At 30.7% G+C, this 20,587-nt stretch carries 28 protein-coding genes; 15 read left to right on the top strand and 13 right to left on the bottom strand.

Annotation, left to right across the window (positions count from 1 at the left end; genetic code table 11):
- The first annotated feature begins 2 nt into the window (after nt 1–2).
- The 6 genes from ACH5TX_RS12455 (at nt 3) to ACH5TX_RS12430 (ending at nt 4,938) form a co-directional block, all read left to right on the top strand.
- Entirely contained in the window at nt 3–743 is a 741-nt protein-coding gene (locus ACH5TX_RS12455) for a Na(+)-translocating NADH-quinone reductase subunit C (RefSeq protein WP_439339823.1), read from the top strand.
- A 2-nt stretch (nt 744–745) separates the two neighbouring features.
- Nucleotides 746–1,393: an NADH:ubiquinone reductase (Na(+)-transporting) subunit D gene (locus ACH5TX_RS12450; protein WP_439337120.1), complete on the top strand. Its 648-nt coding sequence runs from the start codon at nt 746–748 to the stop codon at nt 1,391–1,393.
- Nucleotides 1,394–1,470: 77 nt separating this feature from the next.
- The gene (nqrE, locus tag ACH5TX_RS12445; RefSeq protein WP_439339822.1) at nt 1,471–2,181 is read left to right on the top strand and encodes an NADH:ubiquinone reductase (Na(+)-transporting) subunit E; all 711 of its coding nucleotides are present in this window, start codon (nt 1,471–1,473) and stop codon (nt 2,179–2,181) included.
- 1 nt (nt 2,182) lies between these two features.
- Nucleotides 2,183–3,490 (top strand): NADH:ubiquinone reductase (Na(+)-transporting) subunit F, encoded by a 1,308-nt coding sequence (nqrF, locus tag ACH5TX_RS12440; protein WP_439339821.1) that lies wholly within the window; start codon nt 2,183–2,185, stop codon nt 3,488–3,490.
- A gap of 74 nt (nt 3,491–3,564) precedes the next feature.
- A complete protein-coding gene (locus ACH5TX_RS12435; protein WP_439339820.1) occupies nt 3,565–3,942 on the top strand; it encodes a DUF8840 domain-containing protein in 378 nt (125 codons plus the stop codon).
- Nucleotides 3,943–4,938: an FAD:protein FMN transferase gene (locus ACH5TX_RS12430; RefSeq protein WP_439339819.1), complete on the top strand. Its 996-nt coding sequence runs from the start codon at nt 3,943–3,945 to the stop codon at nt 4,936–4,938.
- Nucleotides 4,939–5,011: 73 nt separating this feature from the next.
- On the opposite strand, the gene ACH5TX_RS12425 is transcribed toward ACH5TX_RS12430, so the two are convergent.
- From ACH5TX_RS12425 to ACH5TX_RS12400, 6 genes are read right to left on the bottom strand one after another with little or no spacing between them, the layout of a single operon-like run.
- The gene (locus ACH5TX_RS12425) at nt 5,012–5,386 is read right to left on the bottom strand and encodes a DUF423 domain-containing protein (protein WP_439339818.1); all 375 of its coding nucleotides are present in this window, start codon (nt 5,384–5,386) and stop codon (nt 5,012–5,014) included.
- Nucleotides 5,387–5,406: 20 nt separating this feature from the next.
- Nucleotides 5,407–5,889 carry a DUF192 domain-containing protein gene (locus ACH5TX_RS12420; RefSeq protein ID WP_439339817.1) on the bottom strand — a complete coding sequence of 161 codons (483 nt, stop codon included), beginning with the start codon at nt 5,887–5,889 and terminating at the stop codon, nt 5,407–5,409.
- 1 nt (nt 5,890) lies between these two features.
- A complete protein-coding gene (gene lgt / locus ACH5TX_RS12415) occupies nt 5,891–6,817 on the bottom strand; it encodes a prolipoprotein diacylglyceryl transferase (RefSeq protein ID WP_439339816.1) in 927 nt (308 codons plus the stop codon).
- Between the two features lie 56 nt (nt 6,818–6,873).
- Nucleotides 6,874–8,001 carry a peptidylprolyl isomerase gene (locus tag ACH5TX_RS12410; RefSeq protein ID WP_439339815.1) on the bottom strand — a complete coding sequence of 376 codons (1,128 nt, stop codon included), beginning with the start codon at nt 7,999–8,001 and terminating at the stop codon, nt 6,874–6,876.
- Nucleotides 8,002–8,011: 10 nt separating this feature from the next.
- Complete coding sequence (gene gldI / locus ACH5TX_RS12405) at nt 8,012–8,548, bottom strand: gliding motility-associated peptidyl-prolyl isomerase GldI (protein ID WP_439339814.1); 537 nt, start codon at nt 8,546–8,548, stop codon at nt 8,012–8,014.
- Nucleotides 8,541–9,563 carry a DHH family phosphoesterase gene (locus ACH5TX_RS12400; RefSeq protein ID WP_439339813.1) on the bottom strand — a complete coding sequence of 341 codons (1,023 nt, stop codon included), beginning with the start codon at nt 9,561–9,563 and terminating at the stop codon, nt 8,541–8,543. The genes gldI and ACH5TX_RS12400 overlap by 8 nt, the downstream gene beginning before the upstream one ends.
- 88 nt (nt 9,564–9,651) lie before the next feature.
- Here ACH5TX_RS12400 and ACH5TX_RS12395 point away from each other — a divergent pair, with 88 nt between their 5' ends.
- Entirely contained in the window at nt 9,652–10,071 is a 420-nt protein-coding gene (locus ACH5TX_RS12395; RefSeq protein WP_439337132.1) for a nucleoside-diphosphate kinase, read from the top strand.
- A gap of 78 nt (nt 10,072–10,149) precedes the next feature.
- Here the strand turns inward: ACH5TX_RS12395 and ACH5TX_RS12390 are convergent, their stop codons facing one another.
- The 5 genes from ACH5TX_RS12390 to recF all read right to left on the bottom strand — a co-directional run bounded on the left by ACH5TX_RS12390 (nt 10,150) and on the right by recF (nt 12,898).
- Entirely contained in the window at nt 10,150–10,341 is a 192-nt protein-coding gene (locus ACH5TX_RS12390; RefSeq protein WP_439337133.1) for a cold-shock protein, read from the bottom strand.
- A 164-nt stretch (nt 10,342–10,505) separates the two neighbouring features.
- Nucleotides 10,506–10,697 (bottom strand): cold-shock protein, encoded by a 192-nt coding sequence (locus ACH5TX_RS12385; RefSeq protein ID WP_034044451.1) that lies wholly within the window; start codon nt 10,695–10,697, stop codon nt 10,506–10,508.
- Between the two features lie 97 nt (nt 10,698–10,794).
- Nucleotides 10,795–11,091, bottom strand: a complete 297-nt coding sequence (locus tag ACH5TX_RS12380) for a DciA family protein (protein WP_439337134.1) — start codon at nt 11,089–11,091, stop codon at nt 10,795–10,797.
- A gap of 36 nt (nt 11,092–11,127) precedes the next feature.
- Nucleotides 11,128–11,808: a mutarotase gene (locus ACH5TX_RS12375; protein WP_439339812.1), complete on the bottom strand. Its 681-nt coding sequence runs from the start codon at nt 11,806–11,808 to the stop codon at nt 11,128–11,130.
- Between the two features lie 10 nt (nt 11,809–11,818).
- The gene (gene recF / locus ACH5TX_RS12370; protein WP_439339811.1) at nt 11,819–12,898 is read right to left on the bottom strand and encodes a DNA replication/repair protein RecF; all 1,080 of its coding nucleotides are present in this window, start codon (nt 12,896–12,898) and stop codon (nt 11,819–11,821) included.
- Between the two features lie 138 nt (nt 12,899–13,036).
- On the opposite strand from recF, the gene ACH5TX_RS12365 reads away from it, so the two are divergent.
- The 8 genes from ACH5TX_RS12365 to ACH5TX_RS12330 all read left to right on the top strand — a co-directional run bounded on the left by ACH5TX_RS12365 (nt 13,037) and on the right by ACH5TX_RS12330 (nt 19,598).
- Nucleotides 13,037–13,807 carry a tetratricopeptide repeat protein gene (locus ACH5TX_RS12365; protein ID WP_439339810.1) on the top strand — a complete coding sequence of 257 codons (771 nt, stop codon included), beginning with the start codon at nt 13,037–13,039 and terminating at the stop codon, nt 13,805–13,807.
- Nucleotides 13,808–13,825: 18 nt separating this feature from the next.
- Nucleotides 13,826–14,311 carry a 6,7-dimethyl-8-ribityllumazine synthase gene (ribH, locus tag ACH5TX_RS12360; RefSeq protein ID WP_439337138.1) on the top strand — a complete coding sequence of 162 codons (486 nt, stop codon included), beginning with the start codon at nt 13,826–13,828 and terminating at the stop codon, nt 14,309–14,311.
- A 94-nt stretch (nt 14,312–14,405) separates the two neighbouring features.
- On the top strand, nt 14,406–14,651 hold the full coding sequence (locus ACH5TX_RS12355) for a hypothetical protein (RefSeq protein ID WP_439339809.1): 246 nt from the start codon (nt 14,406–14,408) through the stop codon (nt 14,649–14,651).
- Nucleotides 14,652–14,670: 19 nt separating this feature from the next.
- Nucleotides 14,671–14,958: a riboflavin synthase subunit beta gene (locus ACH5TX_RS12350; protein WP_439339808.1), complete on the top strand. Its 288-nt coding sequence runs from the start codon at nt 14,671–14,673 to the stop codon at nt 14,956–14,958.
- A 3-nt stretch (nt 14,959–14,961) separates the two neighbouring features.
- Complete coding sequence (mutL, locus tag ACH5TX_RS12345; RefSeq protein WP_439339807.1) at nt 14,962–16,821, top strand: DNA mismatch repair endonuclease MutL; 1,860 nt, start codon at nt 14,962–14,964, stop codon at nt 16,819–16,821.
- A 3-nt stretch (nt 16,822–16,824) separates the two neighbouring features.
- Nucleotides 16,825–17,649, top strand: coding sequence for a rhomboid family intramembrane serine protease (locus ACH5TX_RS12340; protein ID WP_439339806.1), 825 nt, complete (start codon nt 16,825–16,827; stop codon nt 17,647–17,649).
- The gene (locus tag ACH5TX_RS12335) at nt 17,649–18,539 is read left to right on the top strand and encodes a rhomboid family intramembrane serine protease (protein WP_439339805.1); all 891 of its coding nucleotides are present in this window, start codon (nt 17,649–17,651) and stop codon (nt 18,537–18,539) included. The genes ACH5TX_RS12340 and ACH5TX_RS12335 overlap by 1 nt, the downstream gene beginning before the upstream one ends.
- Before the next feature lie 33 nt (nt 18,540–18,572).
- Nucleotides 18,573–19,598 (top strand): endonuclease/exonuclease/phosphatase family protein, encoded by a 1,026-nt coding sequence (locus ACH5TX_RS12330; RefSeq protein WP_439339804.1) that lies wholly within the window; start codon nt 18,573–18,575, stop codon nt 19,596–19,598.
- A gap of 40 nt (nt 19,599–19,638) precedes the next feature.
- Here ACH5TX_RS12330 and ACH5TX_RS12325 read toward each other — a convergent pair whose 3' ends face one another.
- Together ACH5TX_RS12325 and ACH5TX_RS12320 are read right to left on the bottom strand one after the other, a co-directional pair.
- Complete coding sequence (locus tag ACH5TX_RS12325; protein ID WP_439339803.1) at nt 19,639–19,947, bottom strand: DUF6122 family protein; 309 nt, start codon at nt 19,945–19,947, stop codon at nt 19,639–19,641.
- A complete protein-coding gene (locus ACH5TX_RS12320) occupies nt 19,947–20,570 on the bottom strand; it encodes a WbqC family protein (protein WP_439339802.1) in 624 nt (207 codons plus the stop codon). The genes ACH5TX_RS12325 and ACH5TX_RS12320 overlap by 1 nt, the downstream gene beginning before the upstream one ends.
- Between the last annotated feature and the right edge of the window lie 17 nt (nt 20,571–20,587).

The following is a 20,587-nucleotide window of genomic DNA, read 5'->3' as shown; positions in this document are numbered from 1 at the left end:
TCATGAGTAATAAAACGGATTCAAATACATATACAATACTTTTTGCCATTGCTATGGTGATAGTAGTTGGAGGTTTATTAGCATTTACGGCATCTTCTTTAAGACCAAAAATTGATAATAACGAACGTTTAGAAAAGCAACAGAATATATTATACGCCATGGGTGTTAATGCAAACGATGAAAGCAGTGCTATTTTTGTTTCTACAGATGAAGCACCTGAGTTATTTGCAAAATACATCTCGAAACAATTAGTTATTCAAGGTGGTGATGTGTCTGAAGATAAAGAAGCTTATCTAATAGATGTAAAGAAAGAACAAACAAGTGCAAAAGCTGGAAACGAAAGAAGGTTACCATTGTTTGTTGGAAATAAAGATGGTAAAACATTTTATATAGCTCCTATAAGAGGAAAAGGACTTTGGGATGCTATTTGGGGCTATGTTGCTATGGATAAAAACATGGTAGTACAAGGTGCTTATTTCGATCACAAAGGAGAAACAGCTGGTTTAGGAGCAAACATTAAGCAACGTTTCTTTATGGACGATTTTATAGGTGAAAACTTAATGAATAACGGTGTTTTTAAAGGCATTACAGTTGCTAAAGGAAATAACGACCCGAAAAATAAAAGAAAAACAGATAATAAAGTTGATGCTATTGCAGGTGCTACTATTACTGGTGATGGAGTTACAGCCATGCTAAAATCAGAGTTGAAACAATATGTATCTTATTTTAAAACATTGAAATAATTATGGGACTTTTATCAAAAAAAGACGCAGCATTAATTAAAGATCCGTTAGCAGATAATAACCCTATTACTATTCAGGTATTAGGAATATGTTCAGCTTTAGCAATTACAGCCGAATTAGAAGCTGCTATTGTAATGTCTGTTTCAGTATTATTTGTATTAGGAATAGGAAACGTTGTTATCTCTTTAATGAGAAATATCATTCCATCAAAAATTAGAATTATTGTGCAGTTAATTGTAGTTGCTGCTTTAGTAATTATAGTAGATCAAGTACTTAAAGCATTTGCTTATGAGTTAAGTAAAACGCTTTCGGTTTTTGTTGGATTAATAATTACAAACTGTATTATCATGGGGCGTTTTGAAGCTTTTGCTTTAGCTAACGGACCATGGAGATCATTTTTAGATGGTATAGGAAACTCTTTAGGATATGGTGTTATTTTAATTATAGTAGCATTTTTTAGAGAATTATTAGGAGCTGGTACTTTATTAGGAATTAAAGTTTTAGGAGATCCTATTGAGAAAACTGGAGTTTATGCATATGGATATGAAAATAACGGATTTATGTTATTAGCTCCAATGGCATTAATTGTAGTTGGTATTATCATTTGGGTTCAACGTAGTAGAAATACATCATTAATAGAAGATCATTAAATAGTTTGTAGTAAACATTATTCAGTAAGCAATTAATGCACTGAATACTGTAAACTGAAACTGAAGACTTATAAAAAATGGAATATATAGAATTATTTTTTAAATCGATATTTATAGATAATATGGTATTTGCTACATTCCTAGGAATGTGTTCTTACCTAGCGGTATCTAAAAAGGTAGCAACAGCTGTTGGTCTTGGTGCTGCAGTTATTTTCGTAATGTTAATTACGGTGCCTTTAAACTGGTTATTAGATCAATATTTATTACAACCAGGAGCGTTATCTTGGTTAGGAGCAGAATATGCCGATTACGATTTAAGTTTCTTATCATTTATCATGTTTATTGCTACCATTGCAACTATGGTACAATTGGTAGAGATTGTTGTTGAGAAATTTTCACCGTCATTATATAACTCACTTGGTATTTTCTTACCATTAATTGCAGTAAACTGTGCTATTTTAGGAGGGTCATTATTCATGCAATCTCGTGAAATACCTACTTTAGGATTAGCGACTGTTTATGGAGTTGGTTCTGGTATTGGATGGTTTTTAGCAATTTTAGCTATTGCTGCAATTCGTGAAAAAATTAGATATTCAAACGTACCACCAGCATTAAGAGGTTTAGGAATTACATTCATCATTACAGGTTTAATGGCGATTGGGTTTATGAGCTTTGGAGGAATGTTAACAGGAGGTGATGAAGAAGCTCCTAAAGAAGAAAAGACTGTTAAGGTTGATTCTAAAGACAAAAAAGAAGTGTTAGCTAACAACATAAAAGTAAATAAGTAATATGATATTAGCCGCAGGAACATTAGGAACGGTTATAGCAACTGTAACAGCATTTTTAATAATTACATTGTTGTTAGTAGCATTGCTATTATTTGTAAAGCAAAAATTATCACCATCTGGTCCAGTAAAAATTACGATTAATGGTGAGCGTGAAATAGAAGTAGCTTCAGGAGGTAGTTTATTATCTACTCTAGGTTCTCAAAAAATATTTTTACCATCTGCTTGTGGTGGTGGTGGAACATGTATTCAATGTGAATGTCATGTATTATCTGGAGGTGGTGAAGCTCTTCCTACTGAAACACCTCACTTTTCAAGAAAAGAGTTACAACACGGTGCACGTTTATCATGTCAGGTAAAAGTAAAACAAGACATGAATATTACAATTCCAGAAGAAGTTTTCGGAATTAAAAAATGGGAAGCTACTGTTGTTAGAAATTATAACGTAGCATCTTTTATTAAGGAGTTTGTTGTAGAGATTCCAGAAGATATGGGATACAAAGCAGGAGGATATATTCAAATTGAAATTCCACCATGTGAAGTAAAGTATTCTGATATGGATATTACTGCTCACCCAGAAGAGCATGAAACACCAGACAAGTTTCAAGCAGAATGGGATAAGTTTAAATTATGGCCTTTAGTAATGAAAAATACTGAGACTATAGAACGTGCTTATTCTATGGCTTCTTTTCCAGCTGAAGGACGTGAAATTATGTTAAACGTACGTGTGGCTTGTCCACCGTTCGATAGAGCCAAAGGAGGCTGGATGGATGTTAATCCAGGAATAGCTTCTTCTTATATATTCAACCAAAAGCCAGGAGATAAAGTAACAATTTCTGGACCTTATGGTGAGTTCTTTATTAACGAATCAGAAAGCGAAATGCTATATGTAGGTGGTGGAGCAGGTATGGCACCAATGCGTTCTCACTTATATCACTTATTCAAAACCTTGAAAACGGGTCGTAAAGTTACGTATTGGTACGGTGGACGTTCTAAACGTGAGTTATTCTATTTAGAGCATTTCTATGAGTTAGAAAAAGAGTTTCCTAACTTTAAATTCTATTTAGCTTTATCTGAACCTTTACCAGAAGATAACTGGAAAGTAAAAGAAAATATTGATGCGCCAGGTGATGGTTTCGTAGGATTCATTCATAACTGTGTTATCGATAATTATTTAAGTCTGCATGAGTCACCAGAAGATATAGAATTATATTTCTGTGGACCTCCATTAATGAACAAAGCCGTTCAGAAAATGGGAGAAGATTTTGGTATTCCAGATGAGCATATTAGATTTGATGATTTTGGAGGATAGAATCCTAATTATGATATAAATCAAAAAACATATAAAAAACCGGTACATTGTATCGGTTTTTTTATTTTTGCAGTATGAGTAAACCGCTTACAGAACAAGAATTACACAATTTAGCCATGAATCATGTTGGGAAAGATTTAGAACAACGTGGTTTTGAATTTATAGCTATTAATAGCAAGCTAAAAAAGCATCCGCAATTTGTTTGCATGGATAAAAACAAACAGTATTATTTTGTTATTGTAAGAGCTGTAATATTGCCAGATAATCCTAATAATTTTGATGTTGTTTGGATGGAATCTTTTAAAAAACACGCCAGAGAAAATGATGCCAAAGTATTATATGCAGGCGTTGGTTTAGGTAATAACGATAAGGAAAAAACGGCTATTTATTTAAATGAAGAGTATTTGTTAGAATATAATGGAATACAAGTTTTAGAAACTAATTTGAATTAAATGAATAGAATACTATTAATCCTTTTTTGTGTTGCTTTTTTTTCATGTAAACAGGATTCAAAAAAAGACCCCGAACAACCTTTTAAGAATACTTTTATAGAAGGGTCTGTTTTTGGAACATTTTATCAGGTTACTTATGATTCTAAAGTTAATTATGAAAAACAACTTGATAGCTTGTTTTATGTAATTAATAAATCGATGTCTACCTATCAGGTAAATTCAGATATTTCAAAAATTAATAGAAATGAAGCAGTTGATGTTGATATTCATTTTAAAAATGTATTTAAAACATCTAAAGAAATATTTACAGAAACAGAAGGCGCTTTCGACCCTACAATTGGCGCTTTAGTAAACGCATGGGATTTTGGTCCAGAAGGAAAAGTTATTGATTTAGATAGTTTAAAAATCAATAAACTGATGCTATCGGTTGGTTTTGATAAAGCATCTATTGTTGAAAATAAAATAGTTAAGCCCTCGGATGCATTTATAGATTTTAATGCCATTGCAAAAGGCTATGGCGTTGATGTAGTTGGTAGGTATTTAGAAAGTCAAAATGTAGAAAATTATCTTGTTAATATAGGCGGAGAACTTCGAGCAAAAGGTGAAAATGTTTCAAGTAAAAACTTATGGAAAGTAGGAGTAGAGAACCCTAATTTTGATGGTTCTCAATCTATTAACAAAGTTGTGTTTCTAAAAGATAAATCTATGGCAACTTCTGGAACCTACAGAAAGTTTAAAGTAGATGAAAATGGTAATCGTTACGCGCACATAATTGATACTAAAACTGGCTATCCAAGTAAAACTAATTTGTTGAGTATATCTGTAATTGCAGATGATTGTATGACAGCCGATGCCTATGCTACAGCATTTAAAGCTATGGGGATTGAAAAAATAAAAGATTTTTTAAAAAAACATCCAGAGCTTAAAGTGTTTTTAATTTTTGAAAATGATAAACAGGAATTTGAGACTTTGGCTTTAAATGGTTTTCCTGAATAAGTAAAAGAATAAAATTTTCTATCGTTTTCGCGGAAATTTAGCAGTTTTATCAATTTTTAATACAGAAAAGATATTAAAAAGATAAAGCATTAATTAATACCAATAACCAACCGCTTACTAAAAGCAAACCTCCTATTGGAGTAATAGGTCCTAAAAACCGAAGTTTTTTCCCTTTGGCATCACTTAAAACAAGGCCATAAATACTAAAAGAGAATAGTACAATGCCAATAGTGAAGCACCAATATGTTGCAGTTGTTACCATTTCAGCATTAAAGCCCAAAACCAATAAAACAATAGCATGATACATTTGGTATTTTACACCAACTTCAAAACTGTGTAATTGATCTGTAGATAATATTTTCTTTAAAGCATGAGCTCCAAAAGCGCCAAATATTACAGATAACATTCCGAAAGCAGCGGCGGTAGCAATTATAGTTTGTTGTGTCATTAAAAGAAAGGTTTAGTAAACTATTTCTGTGTGTAAATAATACTATCACCAACAGAAAGTTTCCAAGTATCAACCAAACCAGCATTAATTTCTAAAACATATTTTGCTGGTGCATTTGAAGGTAGCGAACTCTCATCAAAAGGTTTTGCATTTTTTTGAAAGCTTACTATTTTATAAGCATCATCAATATAGATTAAATCTAAAGGAATGCGCGTGTTTTTCATATAAAAGTAACGCTCTTTAAAGTCATTAAAAACAAATAGCATGCCTTGATTTTTCGCCATAGAATCTCGGTACATCAATCCTGTTTGTATATCATAGTCAGTATCTGCAATTTCAATATCTAAATTTACTTTTGTAGAATCTGATTTAATAATGGATAGTTCGCCTTCCTTAGTAAAAGTTATTTCTGTTTGCTTTACAACCTTTTTGTCTTCTTTACAAGAAGATAAAATTAGAGTTAACACTCCAAAAGTTAATAAAGCATATCGTTTCAATCTCATGTTACTTAACTACAGATTTTGGTTTGAAAATGAACATAAAGTAAAGTCCTAATAGTACAAACGGAATACTTAGCCATTGTCCTGTGTTTAGTAACCAATCTGCTCGTTCTTGATTTTGTGGTTCTTTAAAAAACTCGACAAAGAAACGAATAGTCCAAAGCAGTACTAAGAATAGTCCAAAAAGAAAGCCTGTTTGGTCTTTTTTATTAGTTTTAGTATAGAAATACCATAAAATTAAAAACACAAAAATATAGCAAAACGATTCGTATAATTGAGCAGGGTGTCGGTATGGTACTTTGTCTAATAACTCTGCAAATTGCGGGTTGTCGGTAACAGCAGCGTAAGCTTTTTTTACATCCTTGATTCCTGTAAGTTGTGTAATTTCTCTTTTGTAATATTCATCTTGAATAAAACGAACTCCAAAATTAGAATCGGTTACTTTTCCAATAATTTCAGAATTAATAAAATTTCCTATTCTAATAAAAACAGCACCAGAAGCTACAGAAATTACAATTCTATCTAAAATCCATAAAAGCGATTTGTATTTATATTTTCTTCGGTATAAATACATACCAATAATAATACCTATTGCAGCACCATGACTAGCAAGTCCTTGAAAGCCTGTAAATTCAAAACCGCCTTTAAATTTAAAAGGTAAAAAGATGCTAAAGAAATCTTGACTTATTAATTCCGATTGATAAAATAACACGTGACCTAAGCGAGCGCCTAACATGGTAGCTAAAACGGTATAAATAAAAAGCGGATCTAAGTAATCTAAAGATACTTTTTCTTTTGTAAAAATACGTTTCATAATATACCATCCAACAATAAATGCAGTTACCCACATAAGGCTGTAAAAATGGAGTTTGAAATTCCCTATAATGTCAATGCCTGTTATAGGGTTCCAATCAAATTTTAATAGTTGCATAGTTTTTATTTTTTCAACGTAAATATAAAAGTTTGAAATCTCTTTAGTGTTAAAATTTATTTAATAAGTTCTATAATTTCAACTTCAAAAATAATATTCGTTTTCCCAGGAATTCCTCTGTTTCCTGCTTCTCCGTAAGCTAAATGATAAGGTATAAAAAGAGTAGCTTTATCTCCAACACTTAATTGTTGTAAGCCCTCTTTAAAACCAGCAATCATACTGGCATCAGGACTAATATTGGCGGTAATTGGTTTGTAGGCATTAGCTGCTTTTTTTCTTTCATTTACTGCGTTAAGTGCTTCTGCAACTTCTAATTTACTAGTGTCAAGTAATTTTCCATCTTCAAAGTAAACAGCGTAATGTGTTAAAGCTTCAGCGTTTTCTGGTAATTTTTCACCATTTCCTTTTTCTGTAATTACATATTGTAAACCAGATGGCAGGGTGATGGCTTCTTCTTTTTGTTTGCTAAATTTCTCTTTTGTTGCTTTTAAAAGCGCTTCAGTTTTTGCTGCAGCTTCTTTTTCTTTTTTCTCAGCTTCAGCAAAATGATTCACAAAAATATCTGGAGCATCAAACTTTTTAGCTTCTTTTCCTTTTCGTATAATATTTAATTCTGTAATAATAACATCTACTTCGGGTTTATTATTAGCGCCTGTTTTTACATTAGATATACTATCTTCTACATCTAACCCTAATACAAGTTCTCCAAAAACAGTATGTCTGTTATCTAAGTGTGGCGTAGGTTTATCTGTTATGAAAAACTGACTTCCATTTGTTTTTGGTCCAGAATTAGCCATAGATAAAATACCTGCTTTATCATGTGTTAATTCAGGGTTAAACTCATCCATGAATTTGTAACCAGGGTTTCCAGTTCCATTACCCAAAGGATCGCCTCCTTGAATCATAAAATCATTAATAACACGATGAAAAATGGTGCCATTATAGAATTTTTTTCCTTTATATTTTTCATTAACCAAGGTGTTTTCTCCTTCGGCTAATGATACAAAATTGGCAACTGTAATGGGTGTTTTCTCGTAATCTAGTTTTGCTACCATAATGCCTTTTGTAGTTACAAATTCAGCATACATGCCGTCTTCTAGATCTGGGTATTGTGCTTTACATGCTGTAAAACTTATTAATAATGCTAAGAATGAAATTTTAATAGTATGTTTTAATAGGTGCATTGTAATATATTTAGTTTTGGGTTGTTATAGAATTTACGGTGACTTCACAAACTATAGGTGTATTGTGTGATATTTTATTTTCATCTCCATAATAACCATAAGCTTTTTGAGATGGAAATATAAAAGTTGCTGTTTCACCAGTTTTTAAAAGTTTTAAGCCTTCTCTTAAGCCAGTAAAAAGCTCTTGCTTGTCCATAGCATAATTTTGAGTTGTTATTTCTTCTTTAGAATAAATAAGGTCACCATTTAAGCGTTTTACATCATAATTATAGTTTATAATATCTCCAAAACCTGGTGCTTTTAAAGAATCATTTTCAACTTTATTATTGTAGTAGTACCAAAATCCACTTTGAGAGGCTATATAATTTTTATTTTGTTCTGCAATAATTTTTTCAATAGCAGCTTGTTCTTTTGCGTTTAATTTTTTGTTACGTTCAATAGATGCATTAATAAATGAGCCAGATTTAGTTGAAACAGGCTTTCTAGCTTCAGGACTTTTACATGCCGCTATAAATACAATGCATATTAATGTTAAAAATTTATTCATTATTTAAGGCTTTGTTATAGCTAGGTAATATATTGATAAATTTTTCAATAGTATCATTTAGTGATAAATGGCTTCTTCCTCCAGCAGCATTGGTGTGTCCACCACCTTCAAAATGAGAACGAGATAATTCGTTAACCGAAAAATCGCCTTTCGAGCGCAACGATATTTTTATAATACCTTCTTGTTTGTCTTCAATAAAAATAGCAGCAAGTACTATGTTTTGTAAAGATAGCGCATAATTAACAACGCCTTCGGTATCACCTTTCTTATAATTATATTTAAATAATTCCTCTTGTGATAAACTAATATAGGCCGCTCTAGATTCTGGAATAACTTTTAAGTTATTAAGTGCGCATCCTAATAATTGTAAACGTTCGTATGTATTAGTATCGTAAACGTTATTATGAATTTGAGAATTATCGGCTCCTTTTTCAATAAGATGCGCTATAATTTCATGTGTTTTACTTGTGGTAGAACGAAACCTGAACGAGCCTGTATCTGTCATGATTCCCACATATAAACAGGTAGCGATTTCAGCATTTATAGCATCGGTATCACCAAGCATATCAATAAAATGATATATCATTTCGCAGGTAGAACTCATGCTTACATCACTAAACATATAAGTGGCATAATCATCTGGCGCTTGATGGTGGTCTATCATTATTTTAATAGCACTGCTTTTTTCTAGAACAGTTTCCATATTTCCTGTTCTATGAAATGCATTAAAATCTAGGGTGAAAATAATATCGGCAGTTTCAACTAAAGTATTACAAGCTTTTGTTTGCGAATCGTGTTTTAAAATAGTTGATTCACCAGGTATCCATTTTAAAAAACTAGGATAATCATTTGGCGTTATTACTGTAACATCGTGATTGTTGTTTTTTAATAAGTAGTGGTATAAACCTAAAGTAGAGCCAATAGCATCGCCATCAGGGTTTTTATGTGGTACAATTACTATCTTTTTTTTTGTTGAAAGTAGCTGTTTTATACTTGTAATATCTTCTTTTGTCATAGTGAGCGAAGATACAATTTTTTAAAATTTGTTTATATTGTTTTTAAATAGAAATACATTACTTTTGCGCAAAATTAAATTTAAAAAAATGGCAACAAATAGAACATTTACAATGCTAAAGCCAGATGCGGTTGAAAAAGGACACATTGGCGCAATATTAGAAAAAATTTCAGCTTCAGGATTTAGAATTGTTGCAATGAAATTAACACAGATGACTAAAGCTGATGCTGAAACATTTTATGCAATTCATAATGAGCGTCCGTTTTTTGGAGAGTTAGTTGAATATATGACTCGTGGACCAATTGTTGCTGCAATTTTAGAAAAAGAAAATGCAGTTGAAGATTTTAGAACTTTAATTGGTGCTACAAACCCTGCTGATGCGGCTGAAGGTACTATTCGTAAAATGTTTGCAGATTCTATTAGTGAAAATGCAGTACACGGAAGTGATAGCGATGATAACGCTGCTATTGAAGGTGCTTTTCATTTCTCTGGAAGAGATATGTTTTAAGTATTAAAAAATATTTATATAAAAAAATCCCGCAACATTGTTGCGGGATTTTTGTTTCAATAATGTTAGTAATATATATTAAACTACTTTTACATTTACTGCGTTTAAACCTTTTCTACCTTCCTGTAAATCAAATTCAACTTCATCACCTTCGCGAATTTCGTCGATTAATCCAGAAATGTGAACAAAATGTTCTTTGTTTGAACCTTCTTCTATTATAAATCCGAATCCTTTAGAATCGTTGAAGAATTTTACTGTTCCTTTACTCATTGTTTTAAAAATATTAAATTAATTACTAATTGGATTGCAAACTTAATGCCAAATAATAATTTTCTACTTAACAGTGAGTTATGCGAGGAAAAGATAAGAAATAAAAAAAAGCCTGTCAAATATTTTTGACAGACTTTTAAGTTGTAATTGTTAAAGTATATATCTTAGATTACTTTTACGTTTACGGCGTTTAATCCTTTTCTACCTTCTTGTAGATCGAATTCAACTGCATCACCTTCACGAATTTCATCGATAAGTCCTGAAATGTGTACGAAATGTTCTTTGTTGTTGTCATCTTCAGTGATAAATCCAAATCCTTTTGAATCGTTGAAGAATTTTACGGTACCTTTACTCATTGTATTTGTATTAAAATAATTAAGTCTCAAAGGTAGCATAAATAATGATAGCTTTTTCTTTTATTTTAAAATATTTATAATATTTTAAAATATCTAATTATCGCAGTACCAGTTTTTTAATAATTTCTTTGCCTAATTCTTCGTTAAGCATGTCTATTATTTTTTGTTTGCCATAGCTTAATTCTTCTCTAAGAACACTAGAACTCAATTGTATATATAAGGTGTCTCGCTCTAAATTTACAGATGTTGTGTAGTTGTTAACGCCATTTCCCATAAGGTTTGCCCAAGCATCGGCAACATTTACTTTGTCTAAACCTTTTTCTAACTTATTGGTTTCAACAAATTCTCTTAAGGCGTCACTTATGCTTATATGTTCGTTGTTACGTTTTGCCATAGTGTCTTATTTATAACTTGTTAAGTAGGTTTATTTTTAAATATCGAATTTAAATAATTTCTTCACGTGTTTTTCTTTTTGATACCAATCATTATAAACTAATTCTATGTTGTTTACAGAAAATGAACCAAAGTTATAATTTTTAAAGCTTTCAACGGCTTTTAATAATTCAGATTTTTTATTTAATTTTTCTTTAAAACGAACTACTGTACTGTGTGCTGTTTGTATAGAATAACGTTTGTCAATACTTTGCTCTAAGGTAGTGTTTTTAAAGTTTTCTCTTAAGTTGTTTCTTATGTTGTTTAAAGATTCGTTATTCATAAAACCTTGTACCATAATACACGAAGGAGATGCAGTAATTCCTTTAAAATCAATTTTTAAATTAGAATTTTTAATGATGCTTTCTTCAATAATTTTTATGTATTCAGATTGTTTGATGTTTTCTAATTTAAATCCATCATAACATGATATAATAGACATAACTGTTATGTGAATATCTGAATTTTGATAATAATATTGATTTGGATCTATTGATTTTATTTCATTTAGAAATTTTTGAATTTCATTTTTAACTTCAATAGAAGGTCTTATAACAAGTGTGATTCCGAATCTTTTATCTAATGAAGATTCTATTAAATCATCAATTTGATAATTGTTATTAGATATTTTTTGAATAGATTCTGTGTAGAGATTGTTGTAGTGTTCTTTAAGGTTCATTTAAACAGGTTTAAAGCTTAAAAATCTCATAACTTTGATGCACTTGTTTTACAGCTGCTTCAGTACGTTCGGCATGTGTGTCGCTTATAAATAGTTGTCCGAAATTCTCGTCATCTACTAACTTAATAATTTGTGAAACACGGTTTTCATCCAGTTTATCAAAAATATCATCTAATAGTAAAATAGGATTTACATTGCTCTGTGCTTTTATAAAATCGAATTGCGCTAATTTTAAGGCTATTAAAAACGATTTTTGCTGACCTTGACTTCCAAATTTTTTAATAGGATGTTCTGCTATATTAAAATGTAAATCGTCTTTATGAATGCCAACGCTGGTATATTGTAACGCTTTATCTTTGTTAATAGCTTGTTGTAATAGTGTGTTTAAATCATTTTCAAATAAATCACTATGGTATTTTAAATCTACCGCTTCGTTGCCATTACTAATGGCTTCGTAACGCGACTTAAAAATAGGGATGAATGCTTTTAAAAAAGTATCACGTTTTTCAAAAATTTGAGAGCCATAATCGGTAAGTTGCTTGTTGTAAACCTCAAGGGTGTCTTTATTAAACGTATGATTAAGTGCGAAATATTTAAGTAAGGCATTGCGTTGTGCCAAGATTTTGTTGTAATTTATTAAATAGCTTAAATAATTTTTATCGCTTTGCGAAATAACGCTGTCTATAAATTTTCTGCGTGTAGTACTGCCTTCAATAATTAAATCTCTATCTGCAGGCGAAATAATGACCAAAGGTAAAAAGCCAATGTGTTCGCTAAATTTTTCATAGGCTTTTCCATTGCGTTTAATTACTTTTTGTTGTCCGCGTTTTAGGCTAACAATAATTTTTTCAGGTTTACTTTCTTTTTCATATTCACCATTAACCACAAAAAAATCTTCATTGTGCTTAATGTTTTGAGTTGCTACCGGATTAAAATAACTTTTTCCAAAAGATAAATGATAAATAGCATCTAAAACATTGGTTTTACCAATACCATTATTACCAACAATACAGTTTATTTTCTCATTGAAAGTAAATGATTTACTATCAAAATTCTTGTAATTAAGTAATGAAAGTGATTTTAAAATCATAAAAATGGCAACTTATTGTGTGCTTCGAACTTGTAATTCATAAAAAGAAGTGCAAATTATTGAAAAATATCAAATAAATACCCTTTTAGTTCTGAAGAAAAATTATATTTTTGCTCCACATTAATTTAGAAAGAATAAATGGCGACTTATAATAAAAGAGGTTATAAACCTAAAAATAAAGTAGAGAAAGAGCATAATATAGAAGAAGGTTCTACAACTGCAGAAGTGTTTAATACGTTAGATGAAACGGCATCTAAAACTGAAGACTTCGTTGCTAAGAATCAGAAATATATTTTTATTATAGTAGGACTTGTAGCTGTTGTGGTTTTAGGGTCTTTAGCTTATAAAGAATATATAGCAAAACCAAAGCAGGTAAATGCTATGAACGATATGTTTCAAGCTCAGAAATATTTTGATGAAGCAGTAACAGGTGTTAAAAAAGATTCTTTATACAATTTAGCACTAAATGGAGGTGAAGGTAAATTTGGAATGTTAGATGTTATTGAAGAATATAGCGGAACACCAGCGGCTAATTTAGCTAACTATTATGCAGGTACTGCTTATTTAAGATTAAAAGATTACAAGAATGCCGTTGAGTATTTAAGTAATTTTAAAAGTGATGACGAAATTTTAGCGCCTTTAGCAAAAGGAAATATAGGTGATGCTTTTGTGCAATTAAACCAGAAAGATGATGCTTTAGGGTATTATGAAGAAGCTGCTAATATGCGTAACAATGGCTATACAACACCAATGTATTTATATAAAGCAGGAGCTATTGCTTTAGATTTAGGAAAAGCTGATAAAGCTTTATCTTATTTCGAAAAAATAAAAGAAGAGTTTCCTAATGCTAATGAAGCTTCAACGGTTGATGTCTTTATTGGAAAAGCAAAAGTTTTAGCAAATAAATAGTACCAATTTTAATATAAAATGGCTACGATAAATAAAAATTTATCAGATTACGATAAAGCAACAATCCCAGACGCGAGTAAATTTCGGTTTGGGATTGTTGTTTCAGAATGGAATGATAATATTACCGAAGGCTTATACCAAGGGGCTTACGACGCTTTAATAGAAAATGGTGTATTGCCAGAAAATATAGTGCGTTGGAACGTTCCAGGTAGTTTCGAGCTTATTTACGGAAGTAAGAAAATGCAAGAGCAAATGGTAAATGCTGTTATTGCTATTGGTAGTGTAATTCAAGGTGAAACAAAACATTTCGATTTTGTTTGCGAAGGGGTTTCACAAGGCATCAAAGACCTTAATGTATTGCATGAAACACCTGTAATTTTTTGTGTGCTTACCGATAATAATATGCAACAATCTATAGAGCGTTCTGGAGGTAAACACGGTAATAAAGGCACCGAAGCTGCTATAGCTGCCATAAAAATGGCTGAGTTAAGAAATAATAGCTAGTCATTTTTAAATTTTAAGAGTATTTCTGTTTAAGGTGTTTTGTTAACAATTTTTGGCATTTCAATTCTTAGTTTCTCCCTATTTTTAAGTATTTTTGAGGTATAAGCATTCATACACTTTGTTTAAACAGCGTAAAAATAAATCGTTTAATTATCAATCAAGATTTTCAAAAGAAGAAGGCAATTCTAATTTAGAAACATCTAATGAGAAAGATTTTGCTTCAAAATGGAAGCAAAATAATAAACGTAAAGTAGGAGCGTCTATGTCAATGCGTACCTTAATCTTTGTTTTGGTATTATTATTGATTTGTATGTATTTATTAGAAAAAAAATACATGTAACTTAAAAAACTTAGAAATTATGGGAATCTTAAAATTGCGTAAAAATAAAAAGTTTAGTTATACACCTCGTTTTTATGATGATAAAGGACAAGGCAATCCTTATGAAATTAAACATAAGTTTGATGAATATAGAACAACGGTTGGTAATAATAATGGGTTGAAAACTAAATTTGTTAATGCTTTAAACGAATTAAAAACAAATAAAGATAAAGAAGCAAACCGACGCATACTTATTATTGTAGCTGTGCTTGTTTTATTGTTTCTTTTTATCATCGATTTCGATTTATCTATTTTCTTTTCTAAATAATACATGGCAGATATCATTCAGCTTTTACCAGATCATGTAGCAAATCAAATAGCTGCTGGAGAAGTTGTACAACGTCCAGCATCAGTAGTTAAAGAACTTCTTGAAAATGCTATAGATGCAGGAGCATCAACTATTAAACTTATAATAAAAGATGCAGGTAAAACACTTGTACAAGTTATTGATGACGGTAAAGGTATGAGTCATACTGACGCTCGATTAAGTTTTGAGCGTCATGCCACTTCTAAAATTCGAAGTGCCGATGATTTATTTCAATTAAACACTAAAGGGTTTCGTGGTGAAGCTTTAGCTAGTATTGCTGCTATTGCACATGTAGAATTAAAAACAAAGCAGGAAAGTGATGATGTTGGTAATGTTATAGTTATTGAAGGTAGCAGCGTTACCTCTCAAGAAGTTGTTGTAACACCTAAAGGATCTTCTATTTCTGTAAAAAACTTGTTTTTTAATATTCCTGCTAGACGTAATTTTTTAAAATCAAATACAGTAGAATTACGCCATGTAATTGATGAGTTTCATCGTGTAGCATTGGCGCATCCAGGTATTAGTTTTGCACTTTATAATAATGGAAGTGAATCATTTAATTTACCAATTAGTAATTTTAGACAACGTATAGTTAATATTTTTGGAAATAAAACAAATGAAAAATTAGTACCTGTTGAAGAAGAAACCGAGGTGTTAAAAATTTCAGGATTTGTAGGAAAACCAGAGTTTGCTAAAAAATCTAGAGGCGAACAGTATTTTTTTGTGAACGACCGTTTTATAAAAAGTGCCTATTTAAATCATGCTATTTCTTCGGCTTTTGAAGGTTTACTAAAAAGCGGTACGCATCCAAGTTATTTTTTAAATCTTACGGTAGATCCGCAAACTATAGATATTAATATTCATCCAACAAAAACAGAAATTAAGTTTGATGATGAGCATACACTTTATGCCTTATTACGTTCGGCTGTAAAACATAGTTTAGGACAGTTTAATATAGCACCTGTGTTAGATTTTGATCGCGATCCTAGTTTAGATACACCATACAGTTATAGTAATAAAGACAAAGCAGATACTCCTAAAATTGAAATAGATAGAAGCTTTAATCCGTTTAAAGAAGAAACCGCTTCTAAAGCTAGGGCAGTGGCTTATAAAAAGGAACCAGCTTCTAGTTCTAGTTGGGAAAGTTTATATGTTGGATTAGAATCTAAAGGCACCAAAACCGAACAAGATTTTAGTGAAGTGCATTTTGAAAGTGAGGCAGAAACCGTGTCTATATTTGAAAATGATAAAGAAGTAGAGCATACTCATACTACCTATCAGCTTCATAACAAATATATTGTAAGTACTATTAAATCTGGTATGATGATTATCGATCAGCATCGCGCGCATCAACGTGTTTTGTATGAAGATTTTCTTCAAAACTTAACGGTTAAGGAAGCTATGAGTCAGCAACTGTTGTTTCCGCTTCAGCTGCATTTTTCAACTCAAGAAATTGTTGTTATTCAGCAATTAAAAGACGATTTAGAACATACAGGTTTTATGTTTTCTAACGTTAAAGAAGAGTTGGTAGAAATTACAGGCGTGCCAGTTGGTGTGCCAGAAAGTGAGGTTTCTATTATTTTAGAACAATTAATTAGTGATGTTGAAAATGAAGTGCCAGATAGTAATTTTAGTGCAGCCGATTTATTAGCAAAATCTATGGCTAAAAGTTTAGCTATTAAAACAGGGCAATCATTACAAAAAGATGAACAAGAACATTTGGTAAATAAGTTGTTTGCTTGTAAAGAACCTAATGTTTCGCCTACTAATAGAGTCACATTTGTTACGATGAGTGTTGATGAATTAGATAAAAAATTTATATAGATTATGATGAGGATTTCAGAAACCGTTAAGCATTTAATAATCATTAATGTGATTATGTTTATTGGTACTTTGTCCATAGGTAATGGTGAATTGTTTTATGAATGGTTTGCTATGTATTTTCCAAAAAATGATGCATTTAGGCCTTGGCAAATAATAACGCACATGTTTATGCATGGAGGTGTTTCACATATTTTGTTTAATATGTTTGCTCTTTGGATGTTTGGTTCTCCAGTTGAGCAAGTTTTAGGGTCTAAACGTTTTTTATTTATTTATATTTCTGCAGGTTTAGGAGCTGTAGCTTTGCAGGTTGGGTATTATTATTTCCAATATATTCCATCATTAAATGAGATTTCAGCATTAGGATTACCAAATGATTTAGTAGATAAAATTATTAATTTAAATATTTTGAATGGTAATATTTTTGATAGTAAAATTTTGTCAAAAGAAATGATTCATGTTTTTTATGAATATGGAATTAATACTTCTGTTATTGATCAATCAGCATTTAATGCTTTGTATGAAATGAATGTTGTTACAAACAATAGTTCAATGGTAGGAGCATCTGGTTGTATTATGGGGATTATGGCTGCTTTTGCTATGATGAACCCAAATGCTGAATTAATGATGATTTTTTTACCAATTCCTGTAAAAGCAAAATATTTTATTCCAGGAATTATTCTTTTAGATTTAATTTCAGGATTAAGTGGGCATTCTATATTTAGTCCTAGTAATACAGCTCATTTTGCACATGTTGGAGGTGCACTAATAGGCTTTTTAATTATGTGGTATTGGAAAAAAACGCAGTTTAATAGAAATCGTTGGAACTAATGACAACTCTCTCTCAAGACATAAAAGAAAAATTATCTAATCTTAATGTGTTAGAAAAAATTATTGCTGTTAATGTAGTAGTTTTTATTATTGGTTATTTGCTAACTAAGTTTTTGACTCTTCCTGATGAGACTAGTTTGAAGTGGCTAGATTTACCTAGTGACTTTTCTAATTTCATTATAAAGCCTTGGGCAATTATTAGCTATGCATTTTTACATTATAATTTTATACATATTCTGTTTAATATGCTATGGTTATATTTTATAGGACGTATGTTTTTAAACTTGTTTAGCCCAAAAATGGCATTGAATATTTATTTTTTAGGAGCAATGTCTGGAGGTATGCTGTTTATGCTTTGCTATACCTTGTTTCCTAGTGTGTTTGGTATTAATACGCATTTGGTTGGTGCTTCTGCAGCCATAAGAGCATTGTTAATATTTCTATGTACTTATTTGCCTAATCAAGATGTTCGTTTTTTTACCTTTAATTTAAAGCTTTGGTATGTAGGTTTAGCTATTGTAATTATTGATGTTTTAGGAGTTGTAGCAGGACTTAATGATCCGTTAGGTAATACAGGAGGTAATTTAGCGCATTTAGGTGGTGCTTTATTAGGTTATTTCTATGCTAAACAATTACTGAAAGGAAATGACATAGGCAGAGGTTTTGAAGGTTTAATGGATAGTATAACAGGAATGTTTAAAGTTTCAAAAAAATCGCCTTTAAAAACAGTACACAAAAATAAAAGTAAAGTTGGAGGTTATGCCAAAGCTGATTTTAATGAGTTTAATAATCAGAAAAAAATTGATGTTATTTTAGATAAGATTAGTAAAAGTGGTTATGATGGTTTAACTGCCGAAGAAAAAGAATATTTATTTAGAGCAGGTAAGTAGTATTGTGTTGCCTCTAAAAGAATATATGAACACATGAAAAAGTTGCGTTTTATTGATAAAATACTCTATTTCATCAATGTTGTTTTTGCAGCTTTGTTGTTGTTTTCTTATGCTTTACCTTTTTTACCTCCTAAAACATTTTCGGTTTTATCAGTTCTTAATTTAGGAGTTTCTTTTATAGGTTTAATTAATGTTTTGTTTTTTGTTTATTGGTTGGTAAAACGTAAAAAACAATTCATGATGTCTTTGGTTGTTTTACTAATAGGGTACTTGTCTTTTGGCACTTTATATAAATTTTCATCTTCTCAAAAAGTTGAAAATCCTCAGAATATAAAGGTGATGAATTATAATGTTCGCCTCTTTAATTTGTATGATTGGATTCCTGAGAAAGGAGTTGAAACTAAAATTGTAGATTTTATAAAAACGGAAGCACCAGATGTGTTAAGTATTCAAGAATATCATCCACATAAAAATATAGATCTTTCATTTTTCAAACATAAGTTTGAAAAACTTTCAGGAAAAAAAACAAAATACGGACAAGCTATTTTTTCTCAGTTTCCTATTATTAATTCAGGATCTATAGAGTTTCCAGATACTGGTAATAATGCCATTTTTGCAGATGTTGTAAAAGGATTAGATACCATGCGATTTTATAATATTCATTTAGAATCTTTACGTATTGATACCAAGATGGAAAGTCTTAAAAAAGAGGATTCTGAGCGTATATTAAAACGTATTGGCAGAACTTTTAAGATGCAGCAGTTTCAAACCGAATTGTTTTTAATGCATAAAAAGCAATGTACATATAAAATGGTTATTTGTGGCGATTTTAATAATACAGCATTCTCTTATGTATATAGAAAAATTAAAGGCGATTTAAATGACACGTTTAAAGAACGCGGGAGTGGTTTTGGACGTACTTACGATTTTAAATTCTTTCCAGTAAGAATTGATTTTATTTTTGCTGATGATGCTTTTTCTGTTAATGGTTTTCAAACCTATGAAGCGCATTATTCAGATCATTATCCTGTTATGACTACCTTAAGTCTGGATAAATAAGTTTGCCATTCTCGTGTAGCTGGAATCTATTCCTAAATAATTACATAAACGAGCAATCTACAAAATCTGAAAAAATATGTATGACTAAGCCCAATGCAACTAATCGTGATTTTTTTGGAATTAAAAGAAATAAATAAAACAAAATAGCAAAATAGGAGTGAAGAGGATGAAAACCAATACTGCATCTATTTGGGTCGAAAATAGGAGTCGCTAATAGATGGTCTAAATCTATTAGCATGCCTGCAAACATAATTAAAAAGGCTGTTTTCCATGTTCTTTTATAGAAAAGTAAAGCAACAAGTAACGGAATAAAAATATGACATCCGTAATGTGCAATAGTTTGTAGCATTATTGAATAATTAAGGTTTGAGATTCTAAATAATTTAAAGCATTTGGTCCTTCATTAAATAATAAATCTAAGATGCTTAAATTAGGAATATAACCATGTTTGTTATTGAAAACTTGTATGTAAGTATCAAAAGAGTAAGGTTGTTCTTTTTTAGCATTTACTAAATATCTGAAATCTGAAACTCCTTCAATTGTATTTTGATAAACTTCGGTTTTAGAAATATTTAATTCTAATTGTAGGCAATCGCAAATAATTTCAAAACATTTTAAATTAAAATCTAAAATGTAATCAACTTTTAAATCAAATAAAGGTTGGAGTTCATCTTCGTAATATTCAAAAAAAGGAGAGGTTCTGTAAGCCGAAAGTAAAGATTTCCAATGCAGACTTTGCCATTTTTCTTCATTAAAAATTTTAACCTCACGATATTTTTGACGATTTTTTTGCGTGTGTATAACAGGAATATTTAAAGCTAGTTTTCCGTTAGCTCCGTATATATAAGTCCTATTTCTATAAGTTTGTTTTAAAAAGTTGTCATCTACCTCTAGCCTTACTTCCTTGGCTTTTACCATAGCAACAAAATGTGCAATATTAGGAAAGTATGTAGGGTGAATTATAATATTCATTTGTATTGTCTTTCCTG

The sequence above is a fragment of the Thalassobellus citreus genome (assembly GCF_044385915.1).
GTDB classification, from domain to species: Bacteria; Bacteroidota; Bacteroidia; order Flavobacteriales; family Flavobacteriaceae; genus Thalassobellus; species Thalassobellus citreus.
This window is presented reverse-complemented; position numbering and strand designations above follow the sequence as displayed.